Origin of the sequence: Bradyrhizobium sp. NBAIM03 (assembly GCF_020194055.1) — a bacterium.
In the GTDB taxonomy this organism is placed as follows: Bacteria; Pseudomonadota; Alphaproteobacteria; order Rhizobiales; family Xanthobacteraceae; genus Bradyrhizobium; species Bradyrhizobium yuanmingense.
This window is the reverse complement of record NZ_JADYVS010000012.1, coordinates 1-26,606: the sequence shown is the minus strand read 5'-3', so window position 1 is coordinate 26,606 and position 26,606 is coordinate 1. Positions and strand designations below refer to the sequence as shown.

Sequence of the window (26,606 nt, the reverse complement as noted above, 5' to 3'; positions counted from 1 at the left end):
TTGCTGAAGCGTAGGTAGGTCAAACAATGAGGAGCTCTCGCGTGATTGCCGCCAGCACCGCCGCCAAATCGTCCTGGTCCGACCAGGTGCGCGCCAAGCCTACCGTGCTCAACGACACGACATTGCGCGACGGCGAGCAGGCACCTGGCGTTGCGTTCACCACAGAGGAAAAGCTGGCGATCGCGCAGGCGCTGGCGCGGGCCGGAGTCACGGAGATCGAAGCGGGAACGCCGGCGATGGGCAACGAGGAGATCGCCGCCATCCGCGCCATTGTCGAAGCAGATCTTCCGCTGACCACCATAGGCTGGTGCCGGATGCGGGAATCTGACATCGACGCGGCGATCGAAGCAAAGGTGTCCATGATCAATATCTCGATCCCGACCTCCGATGTTCAGATCGCGGCCAAGCTAGGTGGTCATCGCGACCTGGCGCTAGAACGGGTGAAGCGAGTGGTAGGCTATGCCTGTGAGCGCGGACTTGAGGTCGCCGTCGGTGGTGAGGACTCCTCCCGCGCCGACATTGATTTTCTCATCAGGCTGATGGCGACTGCAGAAGCCGCGGGCGCGCGTCGTTTTCGTATTGCAGATACGCTCAGTGTGCTCGATCCCGACGCGACCTACGCGCTGGTCGGAAATTTGCGTGCGACAACCGATCTCGAACTCGAATTTCACGGTCACGATGATTTAGGACTCGCAACCGCGAACACGCTCTCCGCCATCAGGGCTGGCGCGAGCCACGCCTCAGTGACCGTCATCGGGCTGGGCGAGCGGGCCGGAAATGCACCGCTCGAGGAAATCGCGGTCGCACTCAAGCAGCTCTACGGGCGCGAGACCGGCATCATACTCCGGGAGCTCGAGAACGTCGCCACGGTGGTAGCAGCCGCGGCCGCACGTGCGATTCCTATGAACAAGGCGATCGTCGGACAGCATGTATTTACGCACGAATCCGGCATTCATGTCGCTGGCCTTTTGAAGGATCGACGCACCTATCAATCGCTTGATCCCGTTTTGCTTGGCCGCTGCAACCGCTTTGTGTTCGGCAAGCATTCCGGACTTGCGGCGATCACCGCGTTACTCGATGAACTGCAGCTCGTCGCCAGCGACGATCAAGCCAGGCAGATCCTGTCGCAAGTCCGCAAGTATGCGATCGAGCACAAGCTGCCAGTCGAGCGCGAAACCGTGGCGGCGATCTGGCGCGACGTGTGCGGATGCTTGGCAACCCAGCCCGCGTGAAAAGCCGTGCCCAGCAACGTTTGCGTCGACCCTTCGCAAACCGACGCGCCGCAAGGACAGTGTCCCATGTCGCTGATGGCGCAAGCGGCGCCCAGCTTTCGCACGTCAGATCCCTGGCGCGATCTCACCTCCAAATCTTAGTTCCCGTTCCGCCATACATGCTGTGATCTCCTACACAATGACGAGCCGTCCCCGGACTGCCAATCGGCATCTTCTCGCGCGGCTGATTTCCGGTCCGACGACCGTCCTGACGAGCGTCAACCTAGATCGTGGTTTGGCCATTGATCCCGGATCTTCATCGGGACTGGCTTCGTCACCGGCGGACCCGCCGATCTGGGCAGCGAAGTTGAGAGCACCGCTTTCCGGGTTGTGGCGTGCGCATCAGCTGTGCGAGGCAGGACGGCAGCAGTCAACAGGCGCAACCCCATCTCATTGACCGTCCAGAGCTAATCTGAAGGAGAAGTTTCGATGATCAACTCATCCCCGGCAGCCGGTATCCTGGTTCGGCTCAGCAAGGCCTCGTCGGCAGAGGATTTTTTTTCGCTGCTAGGCGTCGATTACGACCCTAAGATCGTGAATGTCGCGCGCCTTCACATCTTAAAGCGCATGGGACAGTATCTTGCCAAAGAGCAATTTGCTGGTGCCGCCGAGCCGGAAATCAGAGCTCGGTGCAAGGCGATGCTGGAGCAGGCCTATGCCGATTTCGTGGCATCGTCACCGATCGACCAGCGAGTGTTCAAGGTTTTGAAGGATGCCGTCGCAGACCCTAAGAAGGCCGCTGCCTTTGTCCCGTTGAGCGAGCTGAAGTGATCTCGCGGTCCACTGCAAGCAAGGTTTGCCGGCGGGGCGCCATGGCAACCCGATGTGCAGCCTTCGTCCTTATCCGGGTCAACTCTCTGCAACCACGACCCGAGCGGCGCCTGTCGTATTCCCGACCCATGTCTGGACTGGTCGTGTCCACGGTATCAGCGGCTATTTCAAGTGTCTCCCAAACCATTACTTTCGACTGACTTTCAAGGGTTTTTGCAACTGGTACGACACTTGCTGTTGTCCTGCCGGTATGATCATCGCTGCCGACAGATGCTAGTCGTCCGAGATGAGATTGAAGGAGACCCATGATGCTGCTTTTACTGCCTGCCGAGCGCTGCGGCATCATCTCGTGGCCTACGATCGCGCAGGTCCGTTCGAAATGGTCTTTGACGCGATCGAAGTTCCGTATCGACGGTCAGATGGTGGTCAATGGATAAGTCGCCCGTTCGCGCTACACCTGGAGAGGGTATGCACAGCGTCATCCCCATCAAATCGGCCCCCGATTCCGCTCAGATTTGTATCCATCTCATGGCGGACAGCACGTTAGGAAGAGGGCCAAGGTCGGCGCATGCGGGTTGTCGGCGCTGGAGGCTCGGGATGGATTGCGTGACAGGTGCGTTGCGGGGATCGCCCTCGCCGTCACAGTCAATGTGGAGCCGCTGGGCCGAAAGTGAGGCGCAGGTATTGCGCAGCGAACGGACACGCCAACTCAGGCATGGAAGCGACCGGTCAGAATCACCGCGGCCGCATTCGTCGAACCCGGCGCGCAAGGGTCCAGTGTGGAAGACCTCTCCAAATCCGGCCGGACCGGTACGTCTATCGCGACGACGGGTCTTGTTGTGCGGCCGGTCGGACCAGGCTGACGGGGCAGAGCAACCGGCCACCTGCTGACCAAAAGTGATCTTCAGTCAACGAAGCTAAAAAGCGACCTGTGGCGCGGGCGCGCCTATCTTTGAGGGGAATTTTGAGTATGAGCAATGTCACCAGAACGGCCATGCCGGCGGCGGCCGGCCGCGCAGCAGCAAAAAAGGAACTGCCGGAGCACTTTAAGGCGTACAAACACGTTTGGGTCTTTGTTGAGCTGGAGCGCGGCCAGGTGCATCCGGTTTCCTGGGAACTCATGGGGGCGGGGCGCAGGCTTGCCGACAGGCTAAAAGTGAATCTTGCCGCTGTCGTTATCGGTCCGGAGGGGCAGCACACACGTAACGCCGCGCTTGATGCCTTTTGCTATGGCGCCGACCTGGCCTATCTCGTGAGCGACAATGTTTTGTCGGATTACCGCAACGAATCCTATACAAAAGCGCTAACCGAACTCGTCAACACATACAAGCCCGAGATCCTGCTATTGGGGGCGACGACGCTCGGTCGCGATCTCGCAGGTTCCGTGGCGACGACCCTGTCGACCGGGCTCACTGCCGACTGCACCGCGCTGGACGTCGACGCCGATGGTTCGCTTGCGGCAACGCGTCCGACCTTTGGCGGCTCGCTGCTCTGCACAATCTATACTTTGAATTATCGTCCGCAGATGGCAACCGTCCGCCCGCGGGTCATGCCGATGCCTGAGCGCGTCGTACGCGATGCCGCTCGTATCATCGTCCATCCGCTCGGTCTTATCGAAGACGATATTGTCACAAAAATATTGTCGTTCCTACCCGACCGCGATGCAGAAACGTCCAATTTGGCCTATGCCGATGTCGTGGTTGCGGGCGGTCTGGGACTGGGATCGCCTGAGAACTTTCGGTTGGTGCGCGAGCTCGCAACGCTGCTTGGCGCTGAATATGGCTGCTCGCGTCCTCTGGTGCAAAAAGGCTGGGTCACGTCTGACCGGCAAATCGGCCAGACGGGCAAGACCATCCGGCCAAAGCTCTATATTGCCGCCGGCATTTCCGGCGCGATCCAGCACCGGGTTGGTGTGGAGGGCGCGGATCTGATCGTCGCCGTCAATACTGACAAGAACGCTCCGATCTTCGACTTCGCCCATCTCGCGATCGTCAGTGACGCCATGCAATTGCTACCCTCGCTCACGGCCGCATTTCGCGCCCGGCTTTTGCCGAATTCGCGCGCCCGGATCGCGACGGCCTAGAGGAGATGATGATGATTGAAGAGAGATTCGATGCGATCGTGGTCGGAGCCGGTATGGCCGGCAATGCGGCGGCATTGACCATGGCCAAACGCGGCATGAAGGTGCTGCAGCTCGAGCGGGGCGAATATCCCGGATCGAAGAATGTGCAGGGCGCCATCCTCTATGCCGACATGATGGAAAAGCTGGTCCCCGAGTTTCGAGAGGAGGCGCCGCTCGAACGTCATCTGATCGAGCAGCGGTTCTGGATGATGGACGATCGCTCCCATGTCGGCATGCATTACCGCTCAGACGACTTCAACGAGGAACGGCCGAACCGGTATACGATTATACGGGCCCAGTTTGACAAATGGTTCTCTTCCAAGGTGCGGGAGGCTGGCGCGACCGTGCTGTGCGAGACGACCGTCACCGAGCTTGTACGGGACGAGCGTGAAAGAATCGTCGGTGTTCGTACAGATCGCCGAGACGGCGAAATACATGCCGATGTCGTCGTGCTGGCCGAGGGGGTCAATGGCCTGCTCGGGACGCGCGCGGGCCTGCGCGCGCGGCCGAGACCCGATAACGTTGCGCTCGCGGTGAAGGAGATGCACTTCTTGCCTCGCGAGACTATCGAGGCGCGCTTCAATCTCAAGGGCGATGAAGGCGTCGTGATCGAGGCGGCCGGTACCATTTCCCACGGCATGACAGGGATGGGTTTCATCTATGCCAACAAAGAGTGCATTTCGCTCGGCATCGGTTGTCTCGTTGCCGACTTCCAGCGCACGGGCCGGACGCCCTACGGCCTGCTCGATCAATTCAAGAGGCATCCTTCTGTGGCGCCCCTGATAGCAGGGTCCGAAGTCAAGGAATATTCGGCGCATCTCATTCCTGAAGGCGGGTACAAGTCGATCCCGCAGCTTTATGGCGAAGGCTGGGTCGTCGTGGGCGATGCGGCCCAACTCAACAATGCCATTCATCGAGAGGGCTCCAATCTCGCGATGACTTCCGGCCGTATCGCCGCCGAAGCGATAGGTCTGGTGAAATCGCGCGGCGAGCCGATGAGTGCAACAAATCTGGCGATCTACAAGAAGATGCTGGACGACTCCTTCGTCATCAAAGATCTAAAGAAGTACAAGGATTTGCCGCCCCTGATGCATACGCACTCACAAAACTTCTTTCTCACCTATCCGCAGCTCATCTCCAAGGCGATGCAAAACTTTGTGCGCGTCGATGGTACGCCCAAGGCTGAGAAGGAGAAGGCGACCCTGAAATCCTTTGCCAAGGCGAGGTCATGGACAGGTCTGTTCGGCGATGCTTATCGTTTTGCACGGGCCTGGCGCTGACCGGGACAGCGTGAAGGCTAACAATGGAAGGTCAAAGCATGAATGTCGAACCCCCAGTGCGCGTCGAAGACAAGCTGTATTACAACCGCTATCTTGTCGACATCGGTCATCCTCACGTCAAGGTCCGTGCGCACACGACGCCATCGCCGCAGCTACTTGCACTTTTGAAAGCCTGCCCCGCGCGATGCTACGAGCTCAATGACGACGGCCAGGTCGAGATAACCGTTGACGGCTGCATCGAGTGCGGTACCTGCCGCGTGATCGCCGAGCCCACCGGCGACATCGAATGGAGCCATCCGCGCGGCGGATATGGAGTGCTGTTCAAGTTTGGGTGATGGTGGAAAAAAGGGCGGGCCGTGGTGCGACCGAGGTTAGGCGATAGGATCTCACCGCATGTGTGGCGCATTCCGCGTCAGTTGCACGGCGCCTGGAATTCGAGCAAGACGCTCTTCATGCGGACGCTGCGCAAGACATGATTTGCAGATGTCCCGCTCGTTCGGGAGCCGCAAAGGGCTCGTTGTGGCGTCACTGAGTGGCGCCACAACGCAGTCGATCGTATGGCAGAAGAAGGATCAGCCCCTCGCCCGAGAGGGGGTGGGCCCAGCGGCCTCGATTGCGATCGCCACTGACTGCATGATCGCGGCAAAGCGTACGGCGGTCTGGATCGCTTCGGAACTGACGCCCGCGGCTCTCAGTGTCTTCTCATGGGCATCGATGCAAGCACCGCAGCCGTTTATGGCCGAGACCGCAAGCGACCACAGCTCGAAATCGGACTTGTCGACGCCGGGATTGCCGATGATGTTCATACGCAGCCGTGGCGGCATCGTCTTGTATTGCGAGTTGGAAACGAGGTGAGCGAAGCGGTAGTAAACGTTGTTCATTGCCATGAGGGAGGCTGCGGCTTTTGCTGCGGCGATCGCCACAGATGTCATCACGGCGGCGGCAGCCGATTCGATCGCGGCAATCAGGGCTGCGTTGCGGGTGGCAATAGCGCTCGCCAGCAGCAGCCCGTATTTTTGCTGTGGCGAAAGCGTCTCATCGGCCACCAAGGAGGTCAAGTTAAGCCTGACATCCTTCGCAAAATCTGGAATCCTGTCGCTTAGTTGTTCGATCGACGACATGCTGCCTCAAGCAACCTTCAAGGTTTCGCCGCCGATTTCGCGGTTGCAGGGACAGAGCTCGTCGGTTTGCAGCGCGTCCAAAACGCGGAGCGTGTCCTTAGGACTGCGCCCGACACTGAGATTGGTCGCATAGACGTGCTGGATCGTATTTTGGGGGTCAACAATAAAGGTGTAACGATAAGCAACCCCTTCAGGTGAACGCACGCCAAGACCATCGACGAGCGTTCCCTTTGTGTCTGCAAACTGCCAGATTGGCAGATTGTGCAGGTCGACATGTGAGCGCCGCCAAGCGAGCTTGCAGAACTCGTTGTCAGTCGAACCACCGAGTACAATCGCATCGCGGTCGGCGAATTCCTTGGAGAGCCGCGCAAACTCAGCGATCTCTGTCGGGCAGACGAAGGTAAAATCCTTGGGATAGAAGAAGATGACCTTCCATTTTTCTGCAAAACTCGCCTCGGTCAGCGTCTCGAATGCACTCTGTCCTCCTTCTTCCTGCGCTTGAAAACCTGGCTTCACGCCTGTGATTTCGAACGGCGGCAACTGACTTCCAATTCCGAGCATGCTGTCCTCACAAATTTGCTTTTGTAGATCGTGATTTCACTGTTGAAGCAAACTATATGCCATCCGTTCTCGGGAGTGGATTCCAGCGGCTTTGATACGAGCATGCTCGCGCGCTTGGAGAGTCGATCAGCGCTAAGTTCTGAAAAATCAGTAGCCAAGCGCTTCGCTCCAACTATTTACGATCACAAGGCAGCAGCGTGCCAACGCCCGCGCTGAAGGGTCGCCAGTCGGCAAGGCATTTCTTCGGAACGGCCGTTAGGACTACGCCTCGGGTGATCGCGTCAACGAATTCGGCGCGCAGGCCCCGGCCAGCTGCTTCTTGTCTGGCGAATTTGTTGGTCATGAGAAGATCGAACTTGTTGCGAAGTGCCTGGGAAAGGACAGCTGCGGCCTTGGCAAGCGCATTTGTACCGAGATTACAGGACCTCCGCTGCTGAGTGGCTGGGAGATCGAGATCTCTTGTCCCGTCGCAACGTCGATTGTGAGCATGACGTGCGTCACATTTGCGCGCATCGAGTGTCGCTGCACGATGCCGCCGAAGCGTAGGCCTTGCTGCGCGATATCCTGAGCGAACTGGGCGAGTAGCCTATCGGCATCGTCTTTTGGGCGGTAGTGAATTGCCCCCACACTATACGGACCTATCTGATCCAGATCATCGATCACGGCTGGGATCCTGTTGATGTGTTTCTCTTGTCGGGGAATATCTGTCGACGTTCTCATGCGGGTCGTGGCGGGTGTTGCAAGCACCGCTCGGCAGCCGCAAGCGGAACGGCGCGAGCGACCTCGGCGAATACGTCCGCTCCATCGCTGAGCCGTAGCGCATCAAAGGACCGGCGCGTGATGCGCGCCAAGAGCTACGCCAGAACGGCCAATTTCAACAGTCAGAAGAAGGTGACCTCTGCCTCGTCGAACGGCAGAGAGGCTTTGTGCGTGCCGGAAATACGTTGAGGATAGAGCTTGCACGCGGGCGCTCACACGCAATGCTGACGTCGCCGGCTGCGATGCGGAGCCGCAGCTGCGCGCCCGGTCTAAGCGGCACTCCAGGTATCAGAAGGCGTGCCCCCTCTAGGCGGAGCATGATCAGCCCATAGCGTCCGTAGCCGCCGACCACGGTATCAAGACAGACTGCCGCGTCGCGGCGCCTGGCAAGCGCCGGATCGCTCTAAACGACATGGAGCGGCCCTGCCGCAGTCATGACGCCATCTTTCATCATGACAAGATGATCGGCAAAACGCTCGATATCAGCGATGTCATGGCTGATGTAGATCATCGGCAGTGGGAGCTGTTCCCGCAGGCGCTCGAGAAATGGTAGGATCTCGCATTTGGCGGAGCGGTCGAGCACAACGAGTGGATCGTCCAGCAAATGCAGCCTAGGCTGGCCTAACAACGCGCCGCCAAGCGCAAGTCGCTGTCGCTCGGCCGCGGAAAGATGCGATGGCGAACGCTCGAGCAGTGGCGCCAAGGCGAGTAATTCGACCACACCATCAAAATCGATCAGTGTCGGTGTCGATTTTGACGCGTTATGTAGAAGGGTGCGCCGTACAGACCAATGAGAGAAAAGAGTTGGTAGCTGGAATACATATGCGACGGGACGCAGATGAGGCGGTCGAAATGTCGTCTCATCCTGCCAAATCTCTCCATCGACCGCACAAAATGCGTTCGGCAGACGCTGCACGCCCGCGATGCAGCGCGCGAGTGTGGTCTTGCCGCACCCGGGCGGACCAAAAGTCGCTGTGACGCCTTTGGCTGGTACGCTGAATTGCGCATCTAGCGGAATGTTTGCGAGAGAGCCGTTGAACGTAACCTCTATATAGCCCGCTTTTGCTTCTCTCATGAACCTGCGCCGGTGCTGTATCTTCCCATCCAAGACACGAGCACAATCACTGCAATGGAGATCATGACCATGCCTCCGAAAATCCAGTCCGTGCCGCTCCAGCACGGCGTCTCTACTCGGGTGAGGGCATAAGGTGCGGCGGCGAACTGCAGAACGGTGTTAAGACCAGAGGCGTCTTCATCTCCCAGCCGCGAGGATTGTGACAATCGGACGCTGCCCGGTTGCGCTTGCCAATGAGACACCTAGCAACGCGACGTTCTCAGCCTGCTTGGCAAAGCCGAGGGCTTCTGCTGAATGTCCAAATGGCCCGGCTTGAGAGGTTTGACGGTAAAGATGTCGGCTCGCGCCAGAGCTGAATACTGGCTCGGGATCAGAAATCCGCATCAAGCCTCCCACAGCGTTGCTAGCCGATTTGAAGTTTGCGCCGGTCGCCATAGTCGTGGCCCCTGCATTCTCGGGTGCGAGCAGCATCAAAGCTAGATCGATCTGGATGAATCGGATAAGCCTCATTGGAACTCCGGCTCCGCCGTCGCGACTGGTTGATCCCTGCCCAGCAATCCGCGTGCCGCTTCAATGAATATCTGCGCGTCTAGCGGTGAAGGAGGCTTTGTATCGGGCTCCACTCGGCGTAAATCGCCGCATGTCATTGTAGGGCTTTGGACGCTCGCGTCACCAACCGCACATGCAGGAGCTACGAAGTGGAAGCTGAGGATGATCGATCGCCTCTTGCATTGGAGATGGTGCTTTGGCGAACATGCGGCCGTAAAACTCGTCAATGATGCACAAGTCCATGTCACCCGATTTGGCGCACCTTCCGGTGTGCGCGGAGGTGAAAGTCGGCAGCGGGGCGCTTGGGAAAAAGGGCTGATGTGAGATGAGATGCTGTGCCCGCGAGCTACGGGAGAACGTCTTCCTGGCCGCACCGGTCGCGGGCGCATCTCAGGCGCGCGGGCCTTTGTTGCAACGCGAGGTGACCCAGGATTGAGCTGCCCAAGTTGGATACTTTTACAGGCTCCGAAGGAATTCTTGCGTCAGCGACGAACCGTTGGGACTCGAGGCTCGCAATTGCAGCCTGCTAAATGCTCCAGCTTGGACCGCGATATCGCCTGATTTCGCTGCGGCAGCGGTATCTTCCTCGCTAATCACAACGCCGCGTGTCGCTATCGTGAAGGCTTATTTGTCTAGGCAAGGTTTTGGGGTTGCAATGGTCCGCGTTGGCAGCATCGGGTAATCGATCTTTGGCAGCTGCCCGGTGAGCGAATTCAGAAACGCTACAATCTCGTCAGATTCTTCATCACTGAGCTTTGCGCCAAGCTGAACCTCACTCATCACGCCAACCGCTTGCTTAAGACTCCAAACCTGACCGGAATGGAAGTAAGGAGGGCGCAACGCGACGTTCCGCAACGGCGCGGAGCGGAAAACATATTCGTCCCCGAGATCCTTGGTGATGGCAAAGCGACCCTTGTCCTCCCTCGGAAGCAGCCTTTCGGCGGGCTTTTCAATCATGCCGAACGGGAAGTATTCTTGTCCACCGACGTTGATTCCGTTGTGGCAAGAGGAGCATCCCTTTGCGATGAATAGCTTTAGCCCAGCTTTCTGCTGATCAGTGAGAGCATATTCATCGCCCTCGAGGTACTGATCGAATGGGGCGGCGGGAGTAATCAAGGTCGCCTCGAAAGCCTCGATGGCCTTGGCGAAATTTTCAAACGTAATTGGCGTCGCATCGTTGGGAAAAGCCTTGCTGAACATAGCGACATAATCGGTCATTGAATTCAATGTTCTGAGCACGCGATCGGGCGTCGCATTCATTTCGATGCTGGCCTGGACAGGGCCCGCGGCCTGCGCCTTAAGATCCGCCGCGCGTCCATCCCAGAACTGCGCCACGTTGAAGACTGCGTTATAGACTGTTGGCGCACGACGTGACCCCAGCTGCCAGCGATGACCAATCGACGTCGGGCCGGCATCTACCCCGCCCGTCCCAAGGTTATGACACGTGTTGCAGCTAATAACCCCGCTCGCCGATAGCCTCGGATCGAAAAACAAGGATTTGCCAAGTGTGACCTTTTCATGGGTAATAGGATTGTCCTTCACCGCTGGAACGGTTGAGGGAATCGGCTTGAAAATGCGCTTGGCGGCGCTCATCAAATCCTCATTGGCGCCTGCTGCTGGCGAAACCAGAATGGCTGAGGCCATAACACTTAACCTGCCGACCCTGGAAAACTCGCGTACCGCTAATCTCCTCATGTGAAGTCTCGCTTTTCTCCTAGATCGTGGATTCGCGAACATAGCCCTCGGTCCCAGAAAGACCTGTAGCAGTCAACGTCGAATGGTGTCTTCCGTGTTCCGGCTAGGCCGCACCAAGGCTGACGTTCTGCCGGTGTTACTAGCAACCGGTGTGCCAGCGGGGCTCAAGGTCGAAGCTGCTGAGCCGGTTTCAAGCAATTGCGCACCGTGAATAGCAGCAGGCCGCATGAGGCTGTCATGGACGGTACGTGGCAGTTGCGACAATCACCACCAGGCAAGGTATCCTGGCCTGTCGGTCCAAACCTCTGTGCTTCTCGGAAAACCCATCTACCGAACTCTTTTGACTCTGCAAATCGGATCGCGAACAAAAGGAGCTGCGTCGACGCAGTTTGTTACTGATCGTCTCGATGCGTGCCCTTTGCGGCTTCAACCGCTTCACTAAGCTAAGCGTCATCCACCAGCATCGGTAACGTTCCTACCCCGGAGGCAGCCGGTCCGGCGCGCAGTTGTCGGGAGTTCGTCCTGCTGCGCCCAATGAGGGCATGCCCGTCTCAGAGCGATTCACACATGCCGGACGACGCTCAAAGTGCTTGAATCGACCGTAGCGTCAGGTTGTAGGCCTTGCGAAGGCAGAACGCCATATTGGGAGCCAGCATCGCCGCACATGCTAAACAGCCGATCTCTGTTGGACCTCCGTGTCTTCGCAACGAGCGTGTTATTCGTGGCGGGACGATGATTCGGGAGGCCGTAATCATTGCGGCTGCCCCGCAACAGCGCGACCATGGCTGCCGAGGCGCCGGTAAACAGATTGAGGAAAGAGTAATAGTTACCGATATGCGGCTTAAGACAGATTTGGTGGGTCATGAGCGACGAATGAGCTGGATTCCCAATGCGCATCGCTGTGCAGCGGCCCTCATTGCGATCGTGATCGCGATCGCAACGGCGTGGTGCACAGGCTACGCTCGCGCGCGAGATCGGCGGGCCGAGGAAGTCTTGACCTCCTGCAGACCGGACGTGATGCGCTTCTGTAACCGCTTTACAGGGCGTGGCGATGCGGACGTGGCCATGTTTTGTCTTAGGGACAATTTCAAGAACTTGCGCGGAGAATGCCGCCGCAGGATGCCAATCGCGGCGGAGAGAAACGACCGACCGAGACGGCGTCTCAACAGGCTTCCGGTCGTCCTCCATCGAGAGTGAGGCGTCCGAGCGGCAGTCGCAGAAATCGAGCGACAGTTAGGTGTTCCAGACTGACGGGAGCCGGAGTTTGGCCCTTGGCCGAAAGTCGATCGGGCTGAAGCATCAGCCTGCCGAGCCGCAGTTCATTTATCAGGGGCACTGAGCTCTGTGAATCGATTCGCCTCGATCAACGATCGATGTGCGCCCACGCGTGTTACGAGGTTGTAATGCGCTCCGAACTTCGATTTCGTACTGCAGCAGTTGCGCTTTATTCTGAGCTGCTGCCATTCGCTGACTTTGAGGCCGTCGTGAGATTGCCATCGGCCTAACTGGTCGGAAGGGGAATCTGCGTAAACTGCAGTGGTTGCGGCCGGACATTTGCAGAAATCCGTGCTGCTCATCATGGTATGGCGTTGTGCCCGGCAACCAAGTATTTTCCGGCAGCTGGCTAAATCGGCTACAACTGGCAAAAGATCGCCGGTATCCTCGCGTTGGATGTTTCTTCAATAGCGGTCTTCCTCAGATTTCTCAGCTGGGAATTAGCCTGGTCTTGACTGGCGGGCTCAAGGTACAGATACAGCTAGGAAGCCTCTTAGCCGCCCATCGACTTCCCGGAGGAACCGCTTGATGCCATTGCGGGGTTCTCGATGGGCGCTTCAGGGGAGTCGCTTCGTCCGATCGTGGTGCTCTTGGCCGAATACACTTTAGGGCTCAAAGTCAAAGGAAACGACGTCGACAAGAGCCGTTCAAAGGCAGAAAGCTGTTCAAGCAGACGCCTCTCAACGGCCTTGCGCTCTGCGTCAGGTAGGTCCCTTTTAAGGAATCGACGGCAGCGCCAGACTTCGTTCCGCAGCCATCTGATCTCACTTAATGTATCATCAATTGAAGTCATCACAGATCTAGTTCACTTCGTCCCTGGGGTATCAAGCATATCTATCGTCACCGAGCGGCCATTCCTTGGCTCCGCATTCCTGCCGAATAGTTGATCCGAGAACTTGCGACCTCCCGCCTGTTCTTCGCGGTAGGCGGCGAGCAGTTGGATGTATGCAACTCTATCAATCAATATCACCCTACACCGCGCGTGTGACGAGAAATCGCGGCAGATCCTCGCGTTTTCACGGCGCCGCGGTCGTGTGCCTTGCACAATTCCAGCGCTCATTGATTGGTGCGCCAACACCGGAGAGCAGTTAAGCCCATGCCCGCCACGCAGACGGCTCAAGCAGGAGCTGGTAACACACAACGCATGTCCCCATGGTCGATGGCAGCGGAATATGCAAGCGTTTGACGGCTTTGTTGCCTGTTCAGGCGCTGGGCGCGACCTGACTTAGGCCAGCAGCTCGCGAGCCCGAACGTAGCGATGTCGACCTCTAGCGGCCCAAGCGGCATAAGGCGATGGCGGCTTCATTGCGAGCTCCGATGGTGGTCGGTCCCGCGCTGCTACGGCCATTCGCAGTCGCTTACCCGATGAATCATCGATGGGCCGAGGTGGACCTCATCAACATAATGGGAAAGCCGCGGTGGTGCGATTTTGAGGAAGGCGAGCCAGGCTGACTGCGATCCACGGCGCGCGCCAGCCAATCAAAGAAACGCACGCGCCGGGATTGGATCCAAGGTAAAATGTCGGCTGGACGCAGTGTCGAGCCAAATGAGCATTCCACAGACAATCATTGCTATCGACATCCGCTGTGCACGCCTCAGAAGACCGATTTATTAGCTTGAATCTCACGTTGCGACAGGTTGTCCGCTTGCTGATGCGTTGACGGCGCAACGCAAATGGAGACCGAGAGGACGGCCTGCTGATTGCTAGTTTTCTCGTTTTGCGGGCGATGGCCAGGAAAGCCATTTCCGTCGTCACACGGGGCGCCGGGCCAGCCATTGCCCCTACACTGATCAGTTGGAGTCGCCAGATCGCAATGATGGAATGATGCAGGCAGCAGAAATATGGTTGACCACAGCCGTAGGCGCTTTTAACGCAACAGCGAAAGCGCGCTGGCTAAACAGCCCGCGCTCGCAAGCAGATACTCCAACGGAATAGCCGGTCACTCCGGCCAGAGGCGATGACCCGCAGCACTGATGCCGCGCAGAACGCTGCGGTGAAAGCTCGGAAGGCCTTATGTCCTTTCAAACCACCCTCACGAGGGCGCTAGGCGAAATCGATTGCGCCGGCGACATCGTTAAATGCTCAACAGTGGTGGTCACGCGCAACAAGCAACTGCGCACCGTCGACCTTTCGATGTTCCGGAAAGGGGCGGCGGTTGAGTTTCAATCTAGATTTCTGGAGTTTCGAGGAAAGCATCCGCGTCGGAAGATCGTGGGCTACGCCACGACATGCAATGCGTTGAGCCGAAAGGCCGGAGGCTAGGCCGGCCAGGACGTTTGCCAGAGAATAGCTTCTCGAGTGTCGCATCTTGACGGCGTTCTGATTGGGAAGGTCGGAATTAGGGCCCCTTCATATTTGTACCATCATTCGGTCGGCACACTCCAAAAGAGCGGAATGCCGCTGTGGAGCTATCAGAATCGTGCAACTCACGCAATCTGAAGCCGTGCGCGTGTGCTGAGGATAAGCGGTCCGAGCAGGTGAGGTAAACGACCATCTCTCGAAAGCAGAGTTCAACGGGCATGAAGCTGCGATGTTGAAGATGACTGTCCGTCGCAGCGACACTCTATGCGATGTGGTCGCCAAAGGAACTGAACAAAAAATCAGAAGGACTAGGTCTTGAGCCAGGCGGAGAATGACGTCGTCGAGCACATGCTCTCGTCATTGACGACCAGCGTGTTGCAGAATCGTATCGCACCCTCCGAGGAGCAGGTGATGCATCATTTTGGGGTAGCCTGCGAGAGAGTGGGGCTGATTGCGACCGAGGAGATAGCAATACGTATACTGAAACGAGTTTCATGCGAGATCAACAAGTCTCAGTCGATGCTCAAGTTCATTGATCGCGGCGCCGCTCGATTACACTGAGCTCGACATATAAGCTCTGTCGCATCAGTGCAGATACAGCCGTCCGGTCATTCAGTCGAACGTGCACGGATCAAGAGCGTCTCATGGGCGCTTGCCTGTCGAGGTCTGCGACGGTAAGCCGAGGGGGATGGCCGGTTCACGTGGCCGATGTCAAAAACGCAAGGAACTCGTCATCGGAGAATTTAACGGGCCCGTGTTGTTAGCATTTGAGTGCGCGCGGGTCTCGTAGCCAAGGGCGAGCGGCGTTAGGCGCGATGGGCTGCAAGCTTTTAAGCTCAGCTATAACACAAGCGTTTGAACGCGGGGAGAAGTGGGGCCGCCTCGCCGCAAGCGACAGCAAAGTTGCCGGCGCAAGCGCGCCGCTGCCGGCGTGCCGGCGCCCGGCATCAGTCGGCCCAGCTCGAATTCATTCGCCTGCGGGGCGCTGAGCCTAAGGTTGAGAAATTGATGGGGACCATTCGCCATTTTGTCGCTCCGCGGTCCGTCAGCTTATCGACAGCTAGCTCTCGTATCATGAACGTCGCTACTCGCTTGCAGGCTCGGCTCAATGGGCACAGATCTGGCAGGCGAGACCAGGGTGGACCTCAACATCAACCGATCCAGGAGGCGAGACTTCGCCCGGGTTCGCTGCACCGTCTGCAGTTCCTCGGTGTCGCAGCAGCGTATTCGCGCCAGTCGTGCGTGACGGCCCCGCTCTGTGATCGCAGCTCATTGCAGTTAGCCGGTGGAGCGCCATCCATGGTTGGGGATTACCGGTTCTAAGATGCGCCGCCCCGGCGAGTTCGCTTAATTTTTGCTACCGAAACGACGACATCGATGAATGCAGAACAGCTCGGCCCTGGTACTCCTTCCGCAACTTCCAATTCGGAAAGCTCCGAACTGGGCTCTGCGGGCGCATCGCAATGGGGAGAGGCCTTGACGGACGTGCAGGCGTCCGCTGCCGAGGCCACTGCCTGGCAGGAGGAGGTGTTGACGGATTGGGCTGCCGAAGACGGGCAGGGGCAAAATGAGGATCGGCAACAGGCGGTCAGTCGAACGAGGGCTTGGCGGCGCGCGGGTGATATCAACGAGCTGCTAGATCTGTCGTCTCTGTCCCTGACCGCCTTGTCTGCGCCCATTCTGGCCGGGGTGCGCCGCCTGAATGTCGATGACAATCAGCTCAACAGCCTGCCCGAACGCCTACCAGCAACGCTTCAGGAGTTGGACGCCCGCGGTAACCGCCTGACCCAACTGCCCGGGCTTCCAGCAGGGCTCCAGCGTCTGAACGTCGAGTACAATCAGCTGACGGACCTGCCCGAACCTCTTCCCGGCGAGCTCGAATGGCTCAGCGCCAGCCACAACCGGCTGACCAGCCTGCCTGAGACGGTCCCGCCCCAGCTGATATGGCTCGGCGCCAGCAACAACTATCTGACCAACGTACCCGAGACCCTGCTGACGCAGCTAAGCAGTGACTCGAGCGTTGATCTGGAGAATAATCCGCTCGCCGAGCGGGTGCAGGCCGGCTTGGCAACGGCGATGCATGCCGGAGACTATGCCGGCCCTCAGGTTTTCTTCTCAACCGCGGATGGACCGGTGGAAGTTCAGCCGCGGTCCCTGCAAGAGGTTGCCGCGGACTGGCTCGAGGGCGAGCCCACGGCAATGGCCACTTGGCAGCACTTCGCCCATGAACCGGGGGCCGCGGACTATGCACGCTTCCTCGACAGGCTCCGGGGCACGGTGAACTATGGCAACGAGGCGTTCCGCCAAGCGGTCGCCGAAGATTTGCGGCAGGCAGCCGTCAGGCCGCATTTGCGCGAGGAGTATTTCGAGTTGGCTTCGGGAGCGAATGCGAGCTGCGAAGATCGCATTACTTTGGCCTGGAACGGCATGCAGACTGCACGCCTGAACGCTGATGTCGAGGACGGCGTCTATGATGGGCGACTGGGCGAACTGCTCCAGCACGGCCGCGTCATGTTTCGCTTGGAAGCTCTGGACGGAATCGCGCGCGAGAGGGTCAACTCGCTTCGTCGTGCCTATCCCGACGTCGATGAGATCGAGGTCTACCTTGCCTATCAGACCCAGCTGCGGGACGCGCTGGAGCTGCGGCACATCGCTCCCGACATGCGCTTCATGAACGTCTCTCACGTGAGCGAGGACGATGTGGCCAGGGCCGAGGCATCGGTGCGGAACCAGGAAGCCGCGGAATTTCCGGACTATTTAGCAGCGCGCTGGCAACCATGGGAAAGCGTGGTGAGGCGCATCGCACCCGAAGACTATGCTGAAATGCAGGAGCGCCTCGTCGACGCGATGGGCGTACAGTTTCAAACCCGCTTGGATGAGCGACTGGCCGAGCATGGTCTGACAGGCGATGCCGATGCCGAGCGGGTGCTCGGTGCCCAGATACGCAACGAGATCGCCCGCGAGATCAAAAGCGCGGTCATGCACCAGGTGCTCGGGAAACTCGGCATTGAGCTAAGAGCGCCCTCCGACGCAAGGGCCCGTCGATCTGCCTAGTCGTCCGTTAAGAAGGCGAATTGAGCGCGGCGCGACAGCCGAACGTGCGCCATAGCTGGAGCAGGATGAGGCACAAGAGTTCTCTGAGCCAGGCGAGGATGCGGCGGAAGTTGTGGCCCACGGCTGAGAGGATGACGTTAGCCGCATCGCCGGCGCGGCCTTTGAGGTAGCAGCGGCCGAGGTGACCATCGGCCTTCAGGTGTCCGATGATGGGTTCGATGGCGGAGCGGCGGCGCAGCTCGCGCTTGATGACACCGAAGACGCCGCGCTTCTGGCCGGAGATGAAGATCCGTCGGGGATTTTGTGCGTCGTGGCCGCGGTATCCCTTGTCGACATAGGCCCGCTCGATCGCGCAGCCGGTGAGTGTCTCGGTGCGGTCGATGACGTCCCGCAAGGTGTGACCGTCGTACGGGTTATCGGGTAGCGCCCTGGCGTGCAGCACGAACAGGCCCCCGGGAGAACGGCGGTTGTTGGTGACGATGGAGGCTTTGACGCCGAACTCGTAAGGCGCGGCTGCTTTGCCCTTGCCGATGCACTCCATCTCCGGGGCGTGGAAGGAATAAAGCTTGAAGCCGCGCTGGCGCTGCTGCTGCGAGCGGATCTGCGAGGCCCGGCTGAGCGGGAGGGCGAACGTGTTCTCAAGCACAGCCTGACCTTCGATCTTGCGGCGGATATCGCGGATGATCCGGCCCAGTCGGCTGCGCAGGATGCGCAACTGCCGCTGATGCCGCTTGAATTGCTTGGCATGGCCGTAGCGTCCCGCCATCATTGTCGCGGTTTTGGCAATGCGCAGATAGGACTGCCGCAGCTTGACCCCGTGCTTCCTCGCCAGACGGTTGAGCCCCTTGATCGCCGCGTGCAAGAGCTTGGCATCGGTCGGGAAGGTGATCGCCTTCGGCTGCACAGTGGTATCGACTGTGACCCGCTTGATGTCCTGGCTGCGTAACGCGCCGGCCTCGTGTGCCACCCGCAAGCTCTCGGCCAGCAACAGCTCCAGCTTGTCGCCGAGCCGCTTGCGCCAGTGGCTCAGGTCCGAGCGCTCGTGCGGGAATGCGTGCTGGAAGAACTCTTCGCCGGTGAAGTACTGGAAATATGGGGCGTGGACCCAGCGCTCGCACACCCCCTCATCGGACAGCCCGTAAATGTGCTTGAGCAGCAACAGCCCGATCATGAAGCGGCTCGCGATCCCGGGCCGACCATTCTCGCTATAGAGCGGCGCGATCTCGCCGTCGATCCAGTCCCAATCGACCTTGCCGGCGAGCTGAACCAGCTCGTGCTTCATATTGATGATTTGGTCCAGCCTGGCCCGGAACAGATCGCCCGATCCCGTCGTCCTGTGCTCCTTCGGTCGCATCGCCACCTCCGATGCGATGACGGAATCATGGTTGGCGATTCGACGGAATCCCGAAAATGAAATTGCAAGGTTCCGACGCCCGAAGCATCAAACCCCTGCAAACGCAAAACAGTCCACAACGACAAATGCGATTCTAGCTCAATCGGAGCCACTCTTCACGGACGACTGCCTAGCTGCTCACAAGGTCAAGACAGTCATCGATCCTTTCGAGGACGGGCGTGTCTACTTGCGGCATCCGGCGAATGAGCTGACGTCAATTACCGGTCGCGCGGTCCGTGCGGACGATCACGGTAAAGATGCGCGATCCAAGCGAAGAGTCGTATACCGCAATTCATGCGTTCGCGTTGCGAACGCCATTGAAGTCATTGGTCAACGACCACTCATAGGCCGGACGAATAGATGGCGAGCAGACCGAAATCTCAAGTGGTCCTTGTGAAACGTAGGCTATCGATATCCGTCCCCCGCGATCGATAGGACCCTCGCAGCATCACACTCAAGTCCAGATCGCGAAACATGCTGTAATTCCGTCGGATCCATTGATGCAGCTCGGTGGACCAGTCCTTCTCGTTGCGCAGATATCCCGTGAAGGAAAAGCCAAGACGGTCTATATATCTCTTGAGGAACAGCGGAAGTGCGGGAATCCGAATCACCCGCTCGCCATCCATCGGATCAGGTAATCCGCCGCGCAGCACGAATTCATTGTGGACGGTGACCAGCGACGCCGGCGGAATTCGCCGGCGCAGCATTTCATAACCGCGAAAGGAGATACGGTCTGCGCCCGCGACGTAGAGGATGATAGGGGCGACATAGCAGCGCGCCGTCTCCTTCATGAAGCCAATCTCCTCGCACATCTTGAAGAATTCGTCGAAGGCGTGAAATCCGAGATCAATCACCTTGGGTACCCGATCGTGGATGATAAGAGGGTCCATCAGCTGCATCTTGCCGTAAGTGTCGATCACATCCGCGGTTTCCGTGATGTTGGGGAGGTAGTCGAGCAACGATGGCTCTTTCAAGTTGACATCAAACGACAGCGCTGTGCCGTTTTTCAGCAGCAAGAACTCGCTCATCGCCCGAGCGATGAGGGTTTTACCGACCTGCGGGCTAGGAGAGCAGATAATGTAGATTGGGGTCGCTAACATAGCCAGCAGATCAATTTCGTTTCGTACGTGGGCCCGGCCTGAGCTCGCCGAATATGCGATTACTTCTCGCCGGCACGGGTGGCGGACTTGGCGCCGGCCAATTCCGTCAAGTTGATGCGATCAAATTCGTTCCAGACATTTGCCAGCCAGTGCCGGACATAGCCGCGCAGCACGAAGGAGTTGTTCGCAGGTTCATCGTTCCGCCCCTTGTTTGCGACGAAGTCTATGAATGGGACGGATGCGACTTCCACCTGCTCATAGGCCATCTCGTTAAGCTTCGGTATGACCAACTCGGTCGCATGTTTGATGCGGTGAAAATAGGAATTGTATGTCGCTTGATCCCACTGGAAGAATTGAGTGTCGTTGATGAAGTTCTTGACTAGGTAGTACTTCGCGCCGCTCATAAAGGTCGCGGTTTCCGCGATCTCGTCTAGCGAGGCGATGGACGATCCCAGGATATGGAACACGGCGAATGTTATCTGGCCAGACCGCGCCGAGTCCAGAAATCCGATGTCGCGCAAGGAAGCCAGCGCAGAGGACAGTAAGCCTGCGCGAGCATCGATGACAGTGACGGACAGCCCTGAGTTCAGGGTATCGAAGATCTTCATCTGGTCCGCCGTCGTCGTCATGTCGACGATCTCGGTGATCTCGGGATAAAAGCGCTTCAGCGTTCCCCGCGGCGACTCCGTGTCAAATGCGCGTGTTTGCACGTTGTTGACGCTGAAGTAGTCCAGTAGCGTTCGTGATACGGTCGTCTTGCCGACACCTCCCTTGTCCGCACCGACCACAATTACAACTGGCTTCACCATGGAAATCTCCTGAGACACTCGCTATCGCGGCGCGCAAAGTACGCAACCGGCGCGTCTCTGCTTTGGGTGCGAACATGGCAGAAAGAAGGGGCAATGAACCTTCGATGCGAGAGCTCTGCAACCGATGAACGTTTTCAACATCAAGCGAGTGACGTCCTTGGATCGCAACGACGATGCAGGCCGAAAATGGAGAGTAAATCACTTGTACTGGTGATCTACGTGAGGTTTGTAAACGGCTGGAATGCGCGTCACCAAGTATCAACGGCTGCCTGTGGTGATCGTGGCGATTGCCATAGGATATCTATCGCTGCTGCTATGATTGGCATGAAGCGGCCGAATCTTACGTAGCGTCAGATTGCGAGCTCGGTGGAAGCGCAATCGAGGCGGTGCTACGCGGTCCAACTATGACTTGGCAGATCATCAAAGGTATGCTGGATCAGATCGTCGTCTTTTCGGCAGACAGCGAAGTGGCTGGTCAATCACTGAGAGATGACCCTGAACGACCGAACTCTCACTCTGCTGAAGAATATCGAGATATGCGAGCGCTGATGCTGACGCAAACAGCAAGCATGCATCTGTTCGCGCCGAGGCGAGGTATCGTGTCATGGGAACAGGATCGAAGGGTGCACGGGGCTCGCCGGCCGATGGCGGTGACGAAGCGATATCGAGGACGCTTCGTCAAAAGAAAGTCGGCGTCGAGCGACCGGGACGATCTTTGTCTTGGGCACAGATTTCGCCGATGAGGCTACGTGCAGGTCGAGAAGAATCTGCAGGGAATGAACGATGGCCTGGCGCGTGCGCGCTCTCGCTGGGGGGTGCGGCAGACGGTGTACATTATACTTTTGAAGCGCCCACTCTGACCACCTTTTTGATTTGCTAGGCAAGCCCGCCGGTGCGAGATGCGCGTCCAGTTCTCGTTTCTTCTGGTCGGTCGCGCTTTAGATAATTGGTCTGCATATTCGGCCTGGGCGTAAAGCCACGTCATGCTCACCTTCATATCCTTCATGGGGCAACCACCGAAGCTTTGTTAGGCCCCTAGAGCTCTAGGCGGCATCGATCCCGCTGGCGCCACGGTACGCACGCCAGCCGACCAGGGTAACGCAACTCGAGCACAACTGAATGCGATCAAGGCGGATGCTTACTGCAACAATCGAGGGAGGGGTGGAAAACAGGAAGTATCGACCTCATTGCTGCCGCCGAAGGCCGCGGAAAGTAGCGATCCCCTGCCGCCGCGAAGAGCTCCGATCCGGCGATCGCTGGTCAGGCCGGAAATGAAAAGAAATTAAGAACAAGCTATTTGGTAAGCGGTTATCTCCACGTCTGTGCCATTCCTCCAATGGCACGACCACAGTGAAAGCTCTGCCTCAGCGTAGCCCCCGCCGAGGCCGTCTTGCTTGGTGATGGCTCTATTTTTGCATTTCGCTACGCTGAAGACTTCACGCCGGACTGCCGCCTTGTTTGGCAAAGCGATTGAGCAAAAGCGGCACTCGAGCGGCCGCATGGTAACTGCCCGATGATCGAATATCTCCGCGAGCTAAAGGCGGGGGCTAGACACTCTGCGCGCAACAGGGAGGCGCTTGCTAAGCGCCTGGGCTGCTAGAAAGTCAATTCGGTGGCGCCGTCGGGGCGGCGCCTAGCTGCTCGGCGCCTGGCGGGGGTGTTGTCCCCGCTGGCATGGTGTTCGGCCGCGCTGCGTCCTTTGGGGAGCGGCCGACGATAATTGTGAGCAGACCCCCGCCCCACAGCCGCTGCGCTGCTCTCTTGGCGTCCTCCAAACGTCACCAAATCGACCATGGTGTTGTGCTTTTCGAAATAGTCGATGGGCAGCTTGTCAAGCTGACGCTGCAGCAGCGTTCGTGCCAGCTTTGATGATGTGTTGAGAGCCAGCGCTTGCGAGCCCTTCAGGTAGGACTTTGCATCATCGAGCTCCTGCTGAGTCGGTCCTTCCTCGGCGACGTGGCGGACCTGCTTCTCGATTTCTTCGACCGTTTCGTCGGCACGATCGGCGCAGGTGGCGCTATTGCCGAGAAACATGGCTGAATGATCCAGCGGACCAGGTTCTCACGGATCGAATAGACCAGTCCGCGCTTCTCGCGGACTTCGCGGAACAGGCGCGAAGTCAGGCCGGCGCCGCTGGGGACGTCGCCTCCGAGGAAATCCGCTCGATGGTCAAGGAGAGGTTTGGCGCGCCAACCATCAGGTGAACGGCTCGCTGAGCAGATGGTGGCGGCGGCGACAATGCGCACGACGCGTCAGGACAACTTGGCGTCAACTGATAGAATGGTAAACTTGCAGAAAAGGTGGATTGATCGGCGATGTGACGCCGGTGCAACTTTCGCCAGGCTCGCTGCACACATCTCGCTCTACACGATGAGTGGCTTGGCAATATTTCTCATGGTCGCGAGGCGGGAGTCGGCGAGCAACTCCTTGGAGTAAACTGCGCCGAAATAGTCCAGCAGGAAGGTGCCAGAATAGCGTAGATTATCCGACGCGCGGATTAGGTTATCGAGAATTGTGGCGGCTTGGTCGATGCGGTCGCGATAGCGTGCGCGGATAACGTTAACCGCGTTCATCGAGTGGACCGCCTCGTCGGCAATAACCTCCCGCAGCCAATGATGGAACGTGTTGTTCCCAAGGGCATCATAAAATGGCTTTTCTGCTGCATAGGCGCGGCAAGTGCACATCTCATCAAACGCGATTATAACCATTAAGGAGAATTCGTCCTTCAGGTGTTCAACGATCGCACCAAAATCATGCGTGCGGGCGTCCAATCTCGCCCGAAGATCCTTTTCCGACCCGTTAGCGACAAGTTCAATGATTCGGATGAATCCGTCGGTGTGGCGCCGTTCGTCAATCGCCCAAGCGTTGAAGAATGCCGCAGCTTCATCGGAAGCAATAAGATTTCGCGCCACTAATTCTTGTTTCAGATACCGGGCGTCATCTTCTGTGTACAGATCTGGCCACAATTTGTCCCAACGTGCGCGGACAGCCGACGGCTCGGCGGCGAACATCGCTGGCGTAAGAGCATCGAATAATTCTTTTGGACTCCAGTTCCGTCGAAACGGCGTGATCATCAGCGCCCCTAATCGCGTACCGTCCGAGCGCTCCGGCGCAACATTTGTCATCTGTTGTCAGCCGTACGCTCGCACGGCATATGCTACAAACAAACAAGAGAGCCGTCGTCTCCTTGTTTTGGTAGGCTGATGGCCAGAGGCCTTTCGGCTGGCTGACGCGTCCGCTTGAATGGCGCAGTAGCCTTTCGTGATGCACACGGCCGCAAAAACCGGGGACACTCGTCATTGCTAGTCGCCGGTGCAACACGGCCTCACCTGACTCTGGCGGCGCCGCCATGCTGACAGGCACCATAGTTTCAGCAGATCCACGACGCCGCCTGTTGAGGGGGAGGACTGCGGCACGTTTTGAAGCACAATGAGCGGCACACGTGGCATCGGATGGGAGGCCGGGGCGTCAATCGGATGTGGACCAAGGGGTGGTTAGTCTACGTCCCAGGAGATCCCGGCCGTTAGCCTCGTTCGCATAGTCTTTCTTATTTTTCGGAACTTGCGGCGATACTACTTGAGATGAGCATCGATGAGTATCTCTGGCCTTCTTCGATTTCGCTTAATGAATCCCTGTGCACTCCCGCCGTGCAAGCGCACTGCTAGAGCGTTAGCCGATCAAGTTGCGAGTAGCCTGCGACGGCGAAGTAGTTTGTGGATTCTGCGGGCGTATAGGTATCGATGATGCGCCCAACAGCATCCCAGAGGCCGCCGACGGTGCGTTCGGCGGCCTCTCGCAAATTTGCTGTGAGCTTGGCGAAGGCATTTTCGATTGGGATTGAGGTCGGGACTGTACGGGCGGAAGAAAGAGAAGCGTAGCGCCGGCCGCCGCGAGCACCTCCCGTATGCGCGGCCCTTTGTGGCTGGAGAGGTTGATGGGGTGGACGCCCCCTCACGCCATCGCTGTGCCAAAGTGGTGTCGTTGACCATCACTTGAACGGAGGCGTCCATGTCGGAAGTTAGCATAATCGGGTTGGATCTGGCGAAGAATGTGTTCCAGATGCACGGCGCGGATGCATCGGGAACCGTACTTTTCCGCAAGAAGCTGCGCCGGGACCAGGTGCTCAAATTTCTTGCCGCGCAGCCGATTTGCACGGTCGCCATGGAAGCCTGCGCCAGCAGCCATTACTGGGCGCGCGAGATCGGAAAATTGGGGCATGCGGTGCGACTCATCGCGCCAGACTATGTAAAGCCTTTCGTGAAACGGCAGAAGAATGATGCCGCCGATGCGGAAGCGATCTGCGAAGCCGTCCAGCGGCCGACGATGCGTTTCGTGGCGTGAAGAGCGAAGAGCAGCAGGCGGCGGCCGTTGTGTTTCGCGCCCGCGACCTCCTGGTGCGTCAGCGCACCCAAACCATCAATGCGACCCGCGGCCATCTGGCCGAATTTGGGATGGTGGTTGCGCAAGGCCCCTTTCATGTTGCCAAACCTATGTCCGCGATCGACGACCGACATTCCTGAGTTGGCCAGAGCGATCCTGCGGCTACTCGCCGAGCAGTTGCGATCACTGGGCGAGAGGGTGGCGCTGCTCGACCGATAGCTCGCCCGACGCGCCAAGGAGGATGTCGAAGCGAAGCGGCTGATGACAATCCCAGGAATCGGGCCGATCACGGCGACGGCGCTCTTTGCCCTGGCACCGACGGCGCAGGCCTTCAAGAGGGGACGCGACTTTGCGGCCTGGCTGGGGCTCACCCCGCTGCAGCGCTCCACCGGCGGAAAGCAGAAGCTCGGCGAGACATCCCGCATGGGCGAACGAACCCTGCGCCGACTACTGATCATTGGCGCGAGCGCGGCCGTGCGCTGGGCAATGCGCAAAGGCTCGACAGCAAATCCTTGGCTTGCGCGCATGCTTGCCCGCAAGCCGCCCATGCTGGTGATCGTCGCCCTCGCCAACAAGACCGCGCGCATCGTCTAGGCATTGTTGGCGAGAGGCGGAACTTATCGGGTTCCGGCTGCGGCGAAGTAGCTCCGCGGCAGGGACCGTGAGAGTGTGAGAAGGTCAACCGGAGAGTATGGCGCAACGGTTAACGAGACGGGATCGGGAAAACCAGATCATGGATACGCGCCTCGAGCACGCGAGGCTGAATTGGACCAGTTGGGCGTCTGGCGGAAGCATCGGGGATGAGCACCTTTTCGACATAGGTCTCAGAGGCATCGCGGTTGATCGGGCCATCGAGTACCCAGGGGGCGATGATGCCGCGGTTGGTAGAGCGGCTACGCAAGTTATTGTTTTCCAGTGGCCGTGAGGGACGCTGGCCCGCAGGCGTTCTCCGCGCGGGTCAGTCGGAGCGTTGCGGACGGCAAGGAGTTGACGGCAGAGGACGATTTTATCGTTGCGCCCGCCATTGGCGAGGAAGCCATAGTGGCGGATGCGATGGAAGCCGTCCGGCAGGGTGTGCAGGAGAAAGCG

Annotated in this window: 16 protein-coding genes and 6 pseudogenes; 9 read left to right on the top strand and 13 right to left on the bottom strand. The window is 58.6% G+C overall.

What is annotated here, in order from left to right:
* The first annotated feature begins 44 nt into the window (after nt 1-44).
* From nifV to I6F21_RS19295, 5 genes are all read left to right on the top strand, one after another.
* Nucleotides 45-1,232: a homocitrate synthase gene (gene nifV / locus I6F21_RS19315; RefSeq protein WP_225183381.1), complete on the top strand. Its 1,188-nt coding sequence runs from the start codon at nt 45-47 to the stop codon at nt 1,230-1,232.
* Between the two features lie 468 nt (nt 1,233-1,700).
* On the top strand, nt 1,701-2,042 hold the full coding sequence (nifW, locus tag I6F21_RS19310) for a nitrogenase stabilizing/protective protein NifW (RefSeq protein WP_225129548.1): 342 nt from the start codon (nt 1,701-1,703) through the stop codon (nt 2,040-2,042).
* A 970-nt stretch (nt 2,043-3,012) separates the two neighbouring features.
* Complete coding sequence (locus I6F21_RS19305; protein ID WP_225129546.1) at nt 3,013-4,125, top strand: electron transfer flavoprotein subunit alpha/FixB family protein; 1,113 nt, start codon at nt 3,013-3,015, stop codon at nt 4,123-4,125.
* 11 nt (nt 4,126-4,136) lie between these two features.
* The gene (locus I6F21_RS19300; protein ID WP_225129544.1) at nt 4,137-5,444 is read left to right on the top strand and encodes an FAD-dependent oxidoreductase; all 1,308 of its coding nucleotides are present in this window, start codon (nt 4,137-4,139) and stop codon (nt 5,442-5,444) included.
* 38 nt (nt 5,445-5,482) lie between these two features.
* The gene (locus I6F21_RS19295) at nt 5,483-5,779 is read left to right on the top strand and encodes a ferredoxin family protein (RefSeq protein WP_027571403.1); all 297 of its coding nucleotides are present in this window, start codon (nt 5,483-5,485) and stop codon (nt 5,777-5,779) included.
* 237 nt (nt 5,780-6,016) lie between these two features.
* On the opposite strand, the gene I6F21_RS19290 is transcribed toward I6F21_RS19295, so the two are convergent.
* The 4 genes and pseudogenes from I6F21_RS19290 to I6F21_RS19275 form a co-directional block, all read right to left on the bottom strand.
* Nucleotides 6,017-6,565 (bottom strand): carboxymuconolactone decarboxylase family protein, encoded by a 549-nt coding sequence (locus I6F21_RS19290; protein WP_225129542.1) that lies wholly within the window; start codon nt 6,563-6,565, stop codon nt 6,017-6,019.
* A gap of 6 nt (nt 6,566-6,571) precedes the next feature.
* Complete coding sequence (locus I6F21_RS19285; protein ID WP_225129540.1) at nt 6,572-7,126, bottom strand: peroxiredoxin; 555 nt, start codon at nt 7,124-7,126, stop codon at nt 6,572-6,574.
* A gap of 172 nt (nt 7,127-7,298) precedes the next feature.
* Nucleotides 7,299-7,846, bottom strand: a pseudogene (locus I6F21_RS19280) (DUF2478 domain-containing protein).
* Between the two features lie 442 nt (nt 7,847-8,288).
* On the bottom strand, nt 8,289-8,960 hold the full coding sequence (locus tag I6F21_RS19275) for an ATP-binding cassette domain-containing protein (protein ID WP_225129538.1): 672 nt from the start codon (nt 8,958-8,960) through the stop codon (nt 8,289-8,291).
* A gap of 711 nt (nt 8,961-9,671) precedes the next feature.
* Between I6F21_RS19275 and I6F21_RS19270 the strand changes: the two genes are divergently transcribed.
* On the top strand, nt 9,672-9,833 hold the full coding sequence (locus tag I6F21_RS19270; RefSeq protein WP_225129537.1) for a hypothetical protein: 162 nt from the start codon (nt 9,672-9,674) through the stop codon (nt 9,831-9,833).
* Between the two features lie 300 nt (nt 9,834-10,133).
* Here the strand turns inward: I6F21_RS19270 and I6F21_RS19265 are convergent, their stop codons facing one another.
* Nucleotides 10,134-11,204 (bottom strand): cytochrome-c peroxidase, encoded by a 1,071-nt coding sequence (locus tag I6F21_RS19265; protein WP_225140381.1) that lies wholly within the window; start codon nt 11,202-11,204, stop codon nt 10,134-10,136.
* A 3,892-nt stretch (nt 11,205-15,096) separates the two neighbouring features.
* On the opposite strand from I6F21_RS19265, the gene I6F21_RS19260 reads away from it, so the two are divergent.
* Both I6F21_RS19260 and I6F21_RS19255 read left to right on the top strand, forming a co-directional pair.
* Entirely contained in the window at nt 15,097-15,342 is a 246-nt protein-coding gene (locus I6F21_RS19260) for a hypothetical protein (RefSeq protein ID WP_225129534.1), read from the top strand.
* 924 nt (nt 15,343-16,266) lie between these two features.
* Entirely contained in the window at nt 16,267-17,835 is a 1,569-nt protein-coding gene (locus I6F21_RS19255) for an NEL-type E3 ubiquitin ligase domain-containing protein (RefSeq protein WP_225129640.1), read from the top strand.
* A 7-nt stretch (nt 17,836-17,842) separates the two neighbouring features.
* Here I6F21_RS19255 and I6F21_RS19250 read toward each other — a convergent pair whose 3' ends face one another.
* The 6 genes and pseudogenes from I6F21_RS19250 to I6F21_RS19225 all read right to left on the bottom strand — a co-directional run.
* On the bottom strand, nt 17,843-19,189 hold the full coding sequence (locus I6F21_RS19250; RefSeq protein WP_225129532.1) for an IS5 family transposase: 1,347 nt from the start codon (nt 19,187-19,189) through the stop codon (nt 17,843-17,845).
* 419 nt (nt 19,190-19,608) lie between these two features.
* Complete coding sequence (locus I6F21_RS19245; RefSeq protein ID WP_225129530.1) at nt 19,609-20,328, bottom strand: hypothetical protein; 720 nt, start codon at nt 20,326-20,328, stop codon at nt 19,609-19,611.
* Between the two features lie 59 nt (nt 20,329-20,387).
* On the bottom strand, nt 20,388-21,137 hold the full coding sequence (locus I6F21_RS19240; RefSeq protein ID WP_225129528.1) for a hypothetical protein: 750 nt from the start codon (nt 21,135-21,137) through the stop codon (nt 20,388-20,390).
* Between the two features lie 1,604 nt (nt 21,138-22,741).
* Nucleotides 22,742-23,269, bottom strand: a pseudogene (locus tag I6F21_RS19235) (insulinase family protein); the annotation flags it as partial.
* A gap of 231 nt (nt 23,270-23,500) precedes the next feature.
* Nucleotides 23,501-24,262, bottom strand: a complete 762-nt coding sequence (locus I6F21_RS19230) for a hypothetical protein (protein WP_225151554.1) — start codon at nt 24,260-24,262, stop codon at nt 23,501-23,503.
* 536 nt (nt 24,263-24,798) lie between these two features.
* A pseudogene (locus I6F21_RS19225) lies at nt 24,799-25,073 on the bottom strand (IS630 family transposase); the annotation flags it as partial.
* A 72-nt stretch (nt 25,074-25,145) separates the two neighbouring features.
* On the opposite strand from I6F21_RS19225, the pseudogene I6F21_RS19220 reads away from it, so the two are divergent.
* Nucleotides 25,146-26,111: pseudogene (locus tag I6F21_RS19220) on the top strand (IS110 family transposase).
* 199 nt (nt 26,112-26,310) lie between these two features.
* On the opposite strand, the pseudogene I6F21_RS19215 reads toward I6F21_RS19220, so the two are convergent.
* Both I6F21_RS19215 and I6F21_RS19210 read right to left on the bottom strand, forming a co-directional pair.
* Nucleotides 26,311-26,471: pseudogene (locus tag I6F21_RS19215) on the bottom strand (IS630 family transposase); the annotation flags it as partial.
* A gap of 69 nt (nt 26,472-26,540) precedes the next feature.
* Nucleotides 26,541-26,606: pseudogene (locus tag I6F21_RS19210) on the bottom strand (transposase); the annotation flags it as partial.

Coding starts and splice junctions, on each gene's coding strand:
- I6F21_RS19240 (WP_225129528.1), bottom strand. CDS start 21,137: ATGGTGAAGCCAGTTGTAATTGTGGTCGGTGCGGACAAGGGAGGTGTC.
- I6F21_RS19230 (WP_225151554.1), bottom strand. CDS start 24,262: ATGACAAATGTTGCGCCGGAGCGCTCGGACGGTACGCGATTAGGGGCG.
- nifW (WP_225129548.1), top strand. CDS start 1,701: ATGATCAACTCATCCCCGGCAGCCGGTATCCTGGTTCGGCTCAGCAAG.
- I6F21_RS19270 (WP_225129537.1), top strand. CDS start 9,672: ATGATCGATCGCCTCTTGCATTGGAGATGGTGCTTTGGCGAACATGCG.
- I6F21_RS19285 (WP_225129540.1), bottom strand. CDS start 7,126: ATGCTCGGAATTGGAAGTCAGTTGCCGCCGTTCGAAATCACAGGCGTG.
- I6F21_RS19265 (WP_225140381.1), bottom strand. CDS start 11,204: ATGAGGAGATTAGCGGTACGCGAGTTTTCCAGGGTCGGCAGGTTAAGT.
- I6F21_RS19300 (WP_225129544.1), top strand. CDS start 4,137: ATGATTGAAGAGAGATTCGATGCGATCGTGGTCGGAGCCGGTATGGCC.
- I6F21_RS19305 (WP_225129546.1), top strand. CDS start 3,013: ATGAGCAATGTCACCAGAACGGCCATGCCGGCGGCGGCCGGCCGCGCA.
- I6F21_RS19250 (WP_225129532.1), bottom strand. CDS start 19,189: ATGCGACCGAAGGAGCACAGGACGACGGGATCGGGCGATCTGTTCCGG.
- I6F21_RS19290 (WP_225129542.1), bottom strand. CDS start 6,565: ATGTCGTCGATCGAACAACTAAGCGACAGGATTCCAGATTTTGCGAAG.
- I6F21_RS19245 (WP_225129530.1), bottom strand. CDS start 20,328: ATGTTAGCGACCCCAATCTACATTATCTGCTCTCCTAGCCCGCAGGTC.
- I6F21_RS19295 (WP_027571403.1), top strand. CDS start 5,483: ATGAATGTCGAACCCCCAGTGCGCGTCGAAGACAAGCTGTATTACAAC.
- I6F21_RS19275 (WP_225129538.1), bottom strand. CDS start 8,960: ATGAGAGAAGCAAAAGCGGGCTATATAGAGGTTACGTTCAACGGCTCT.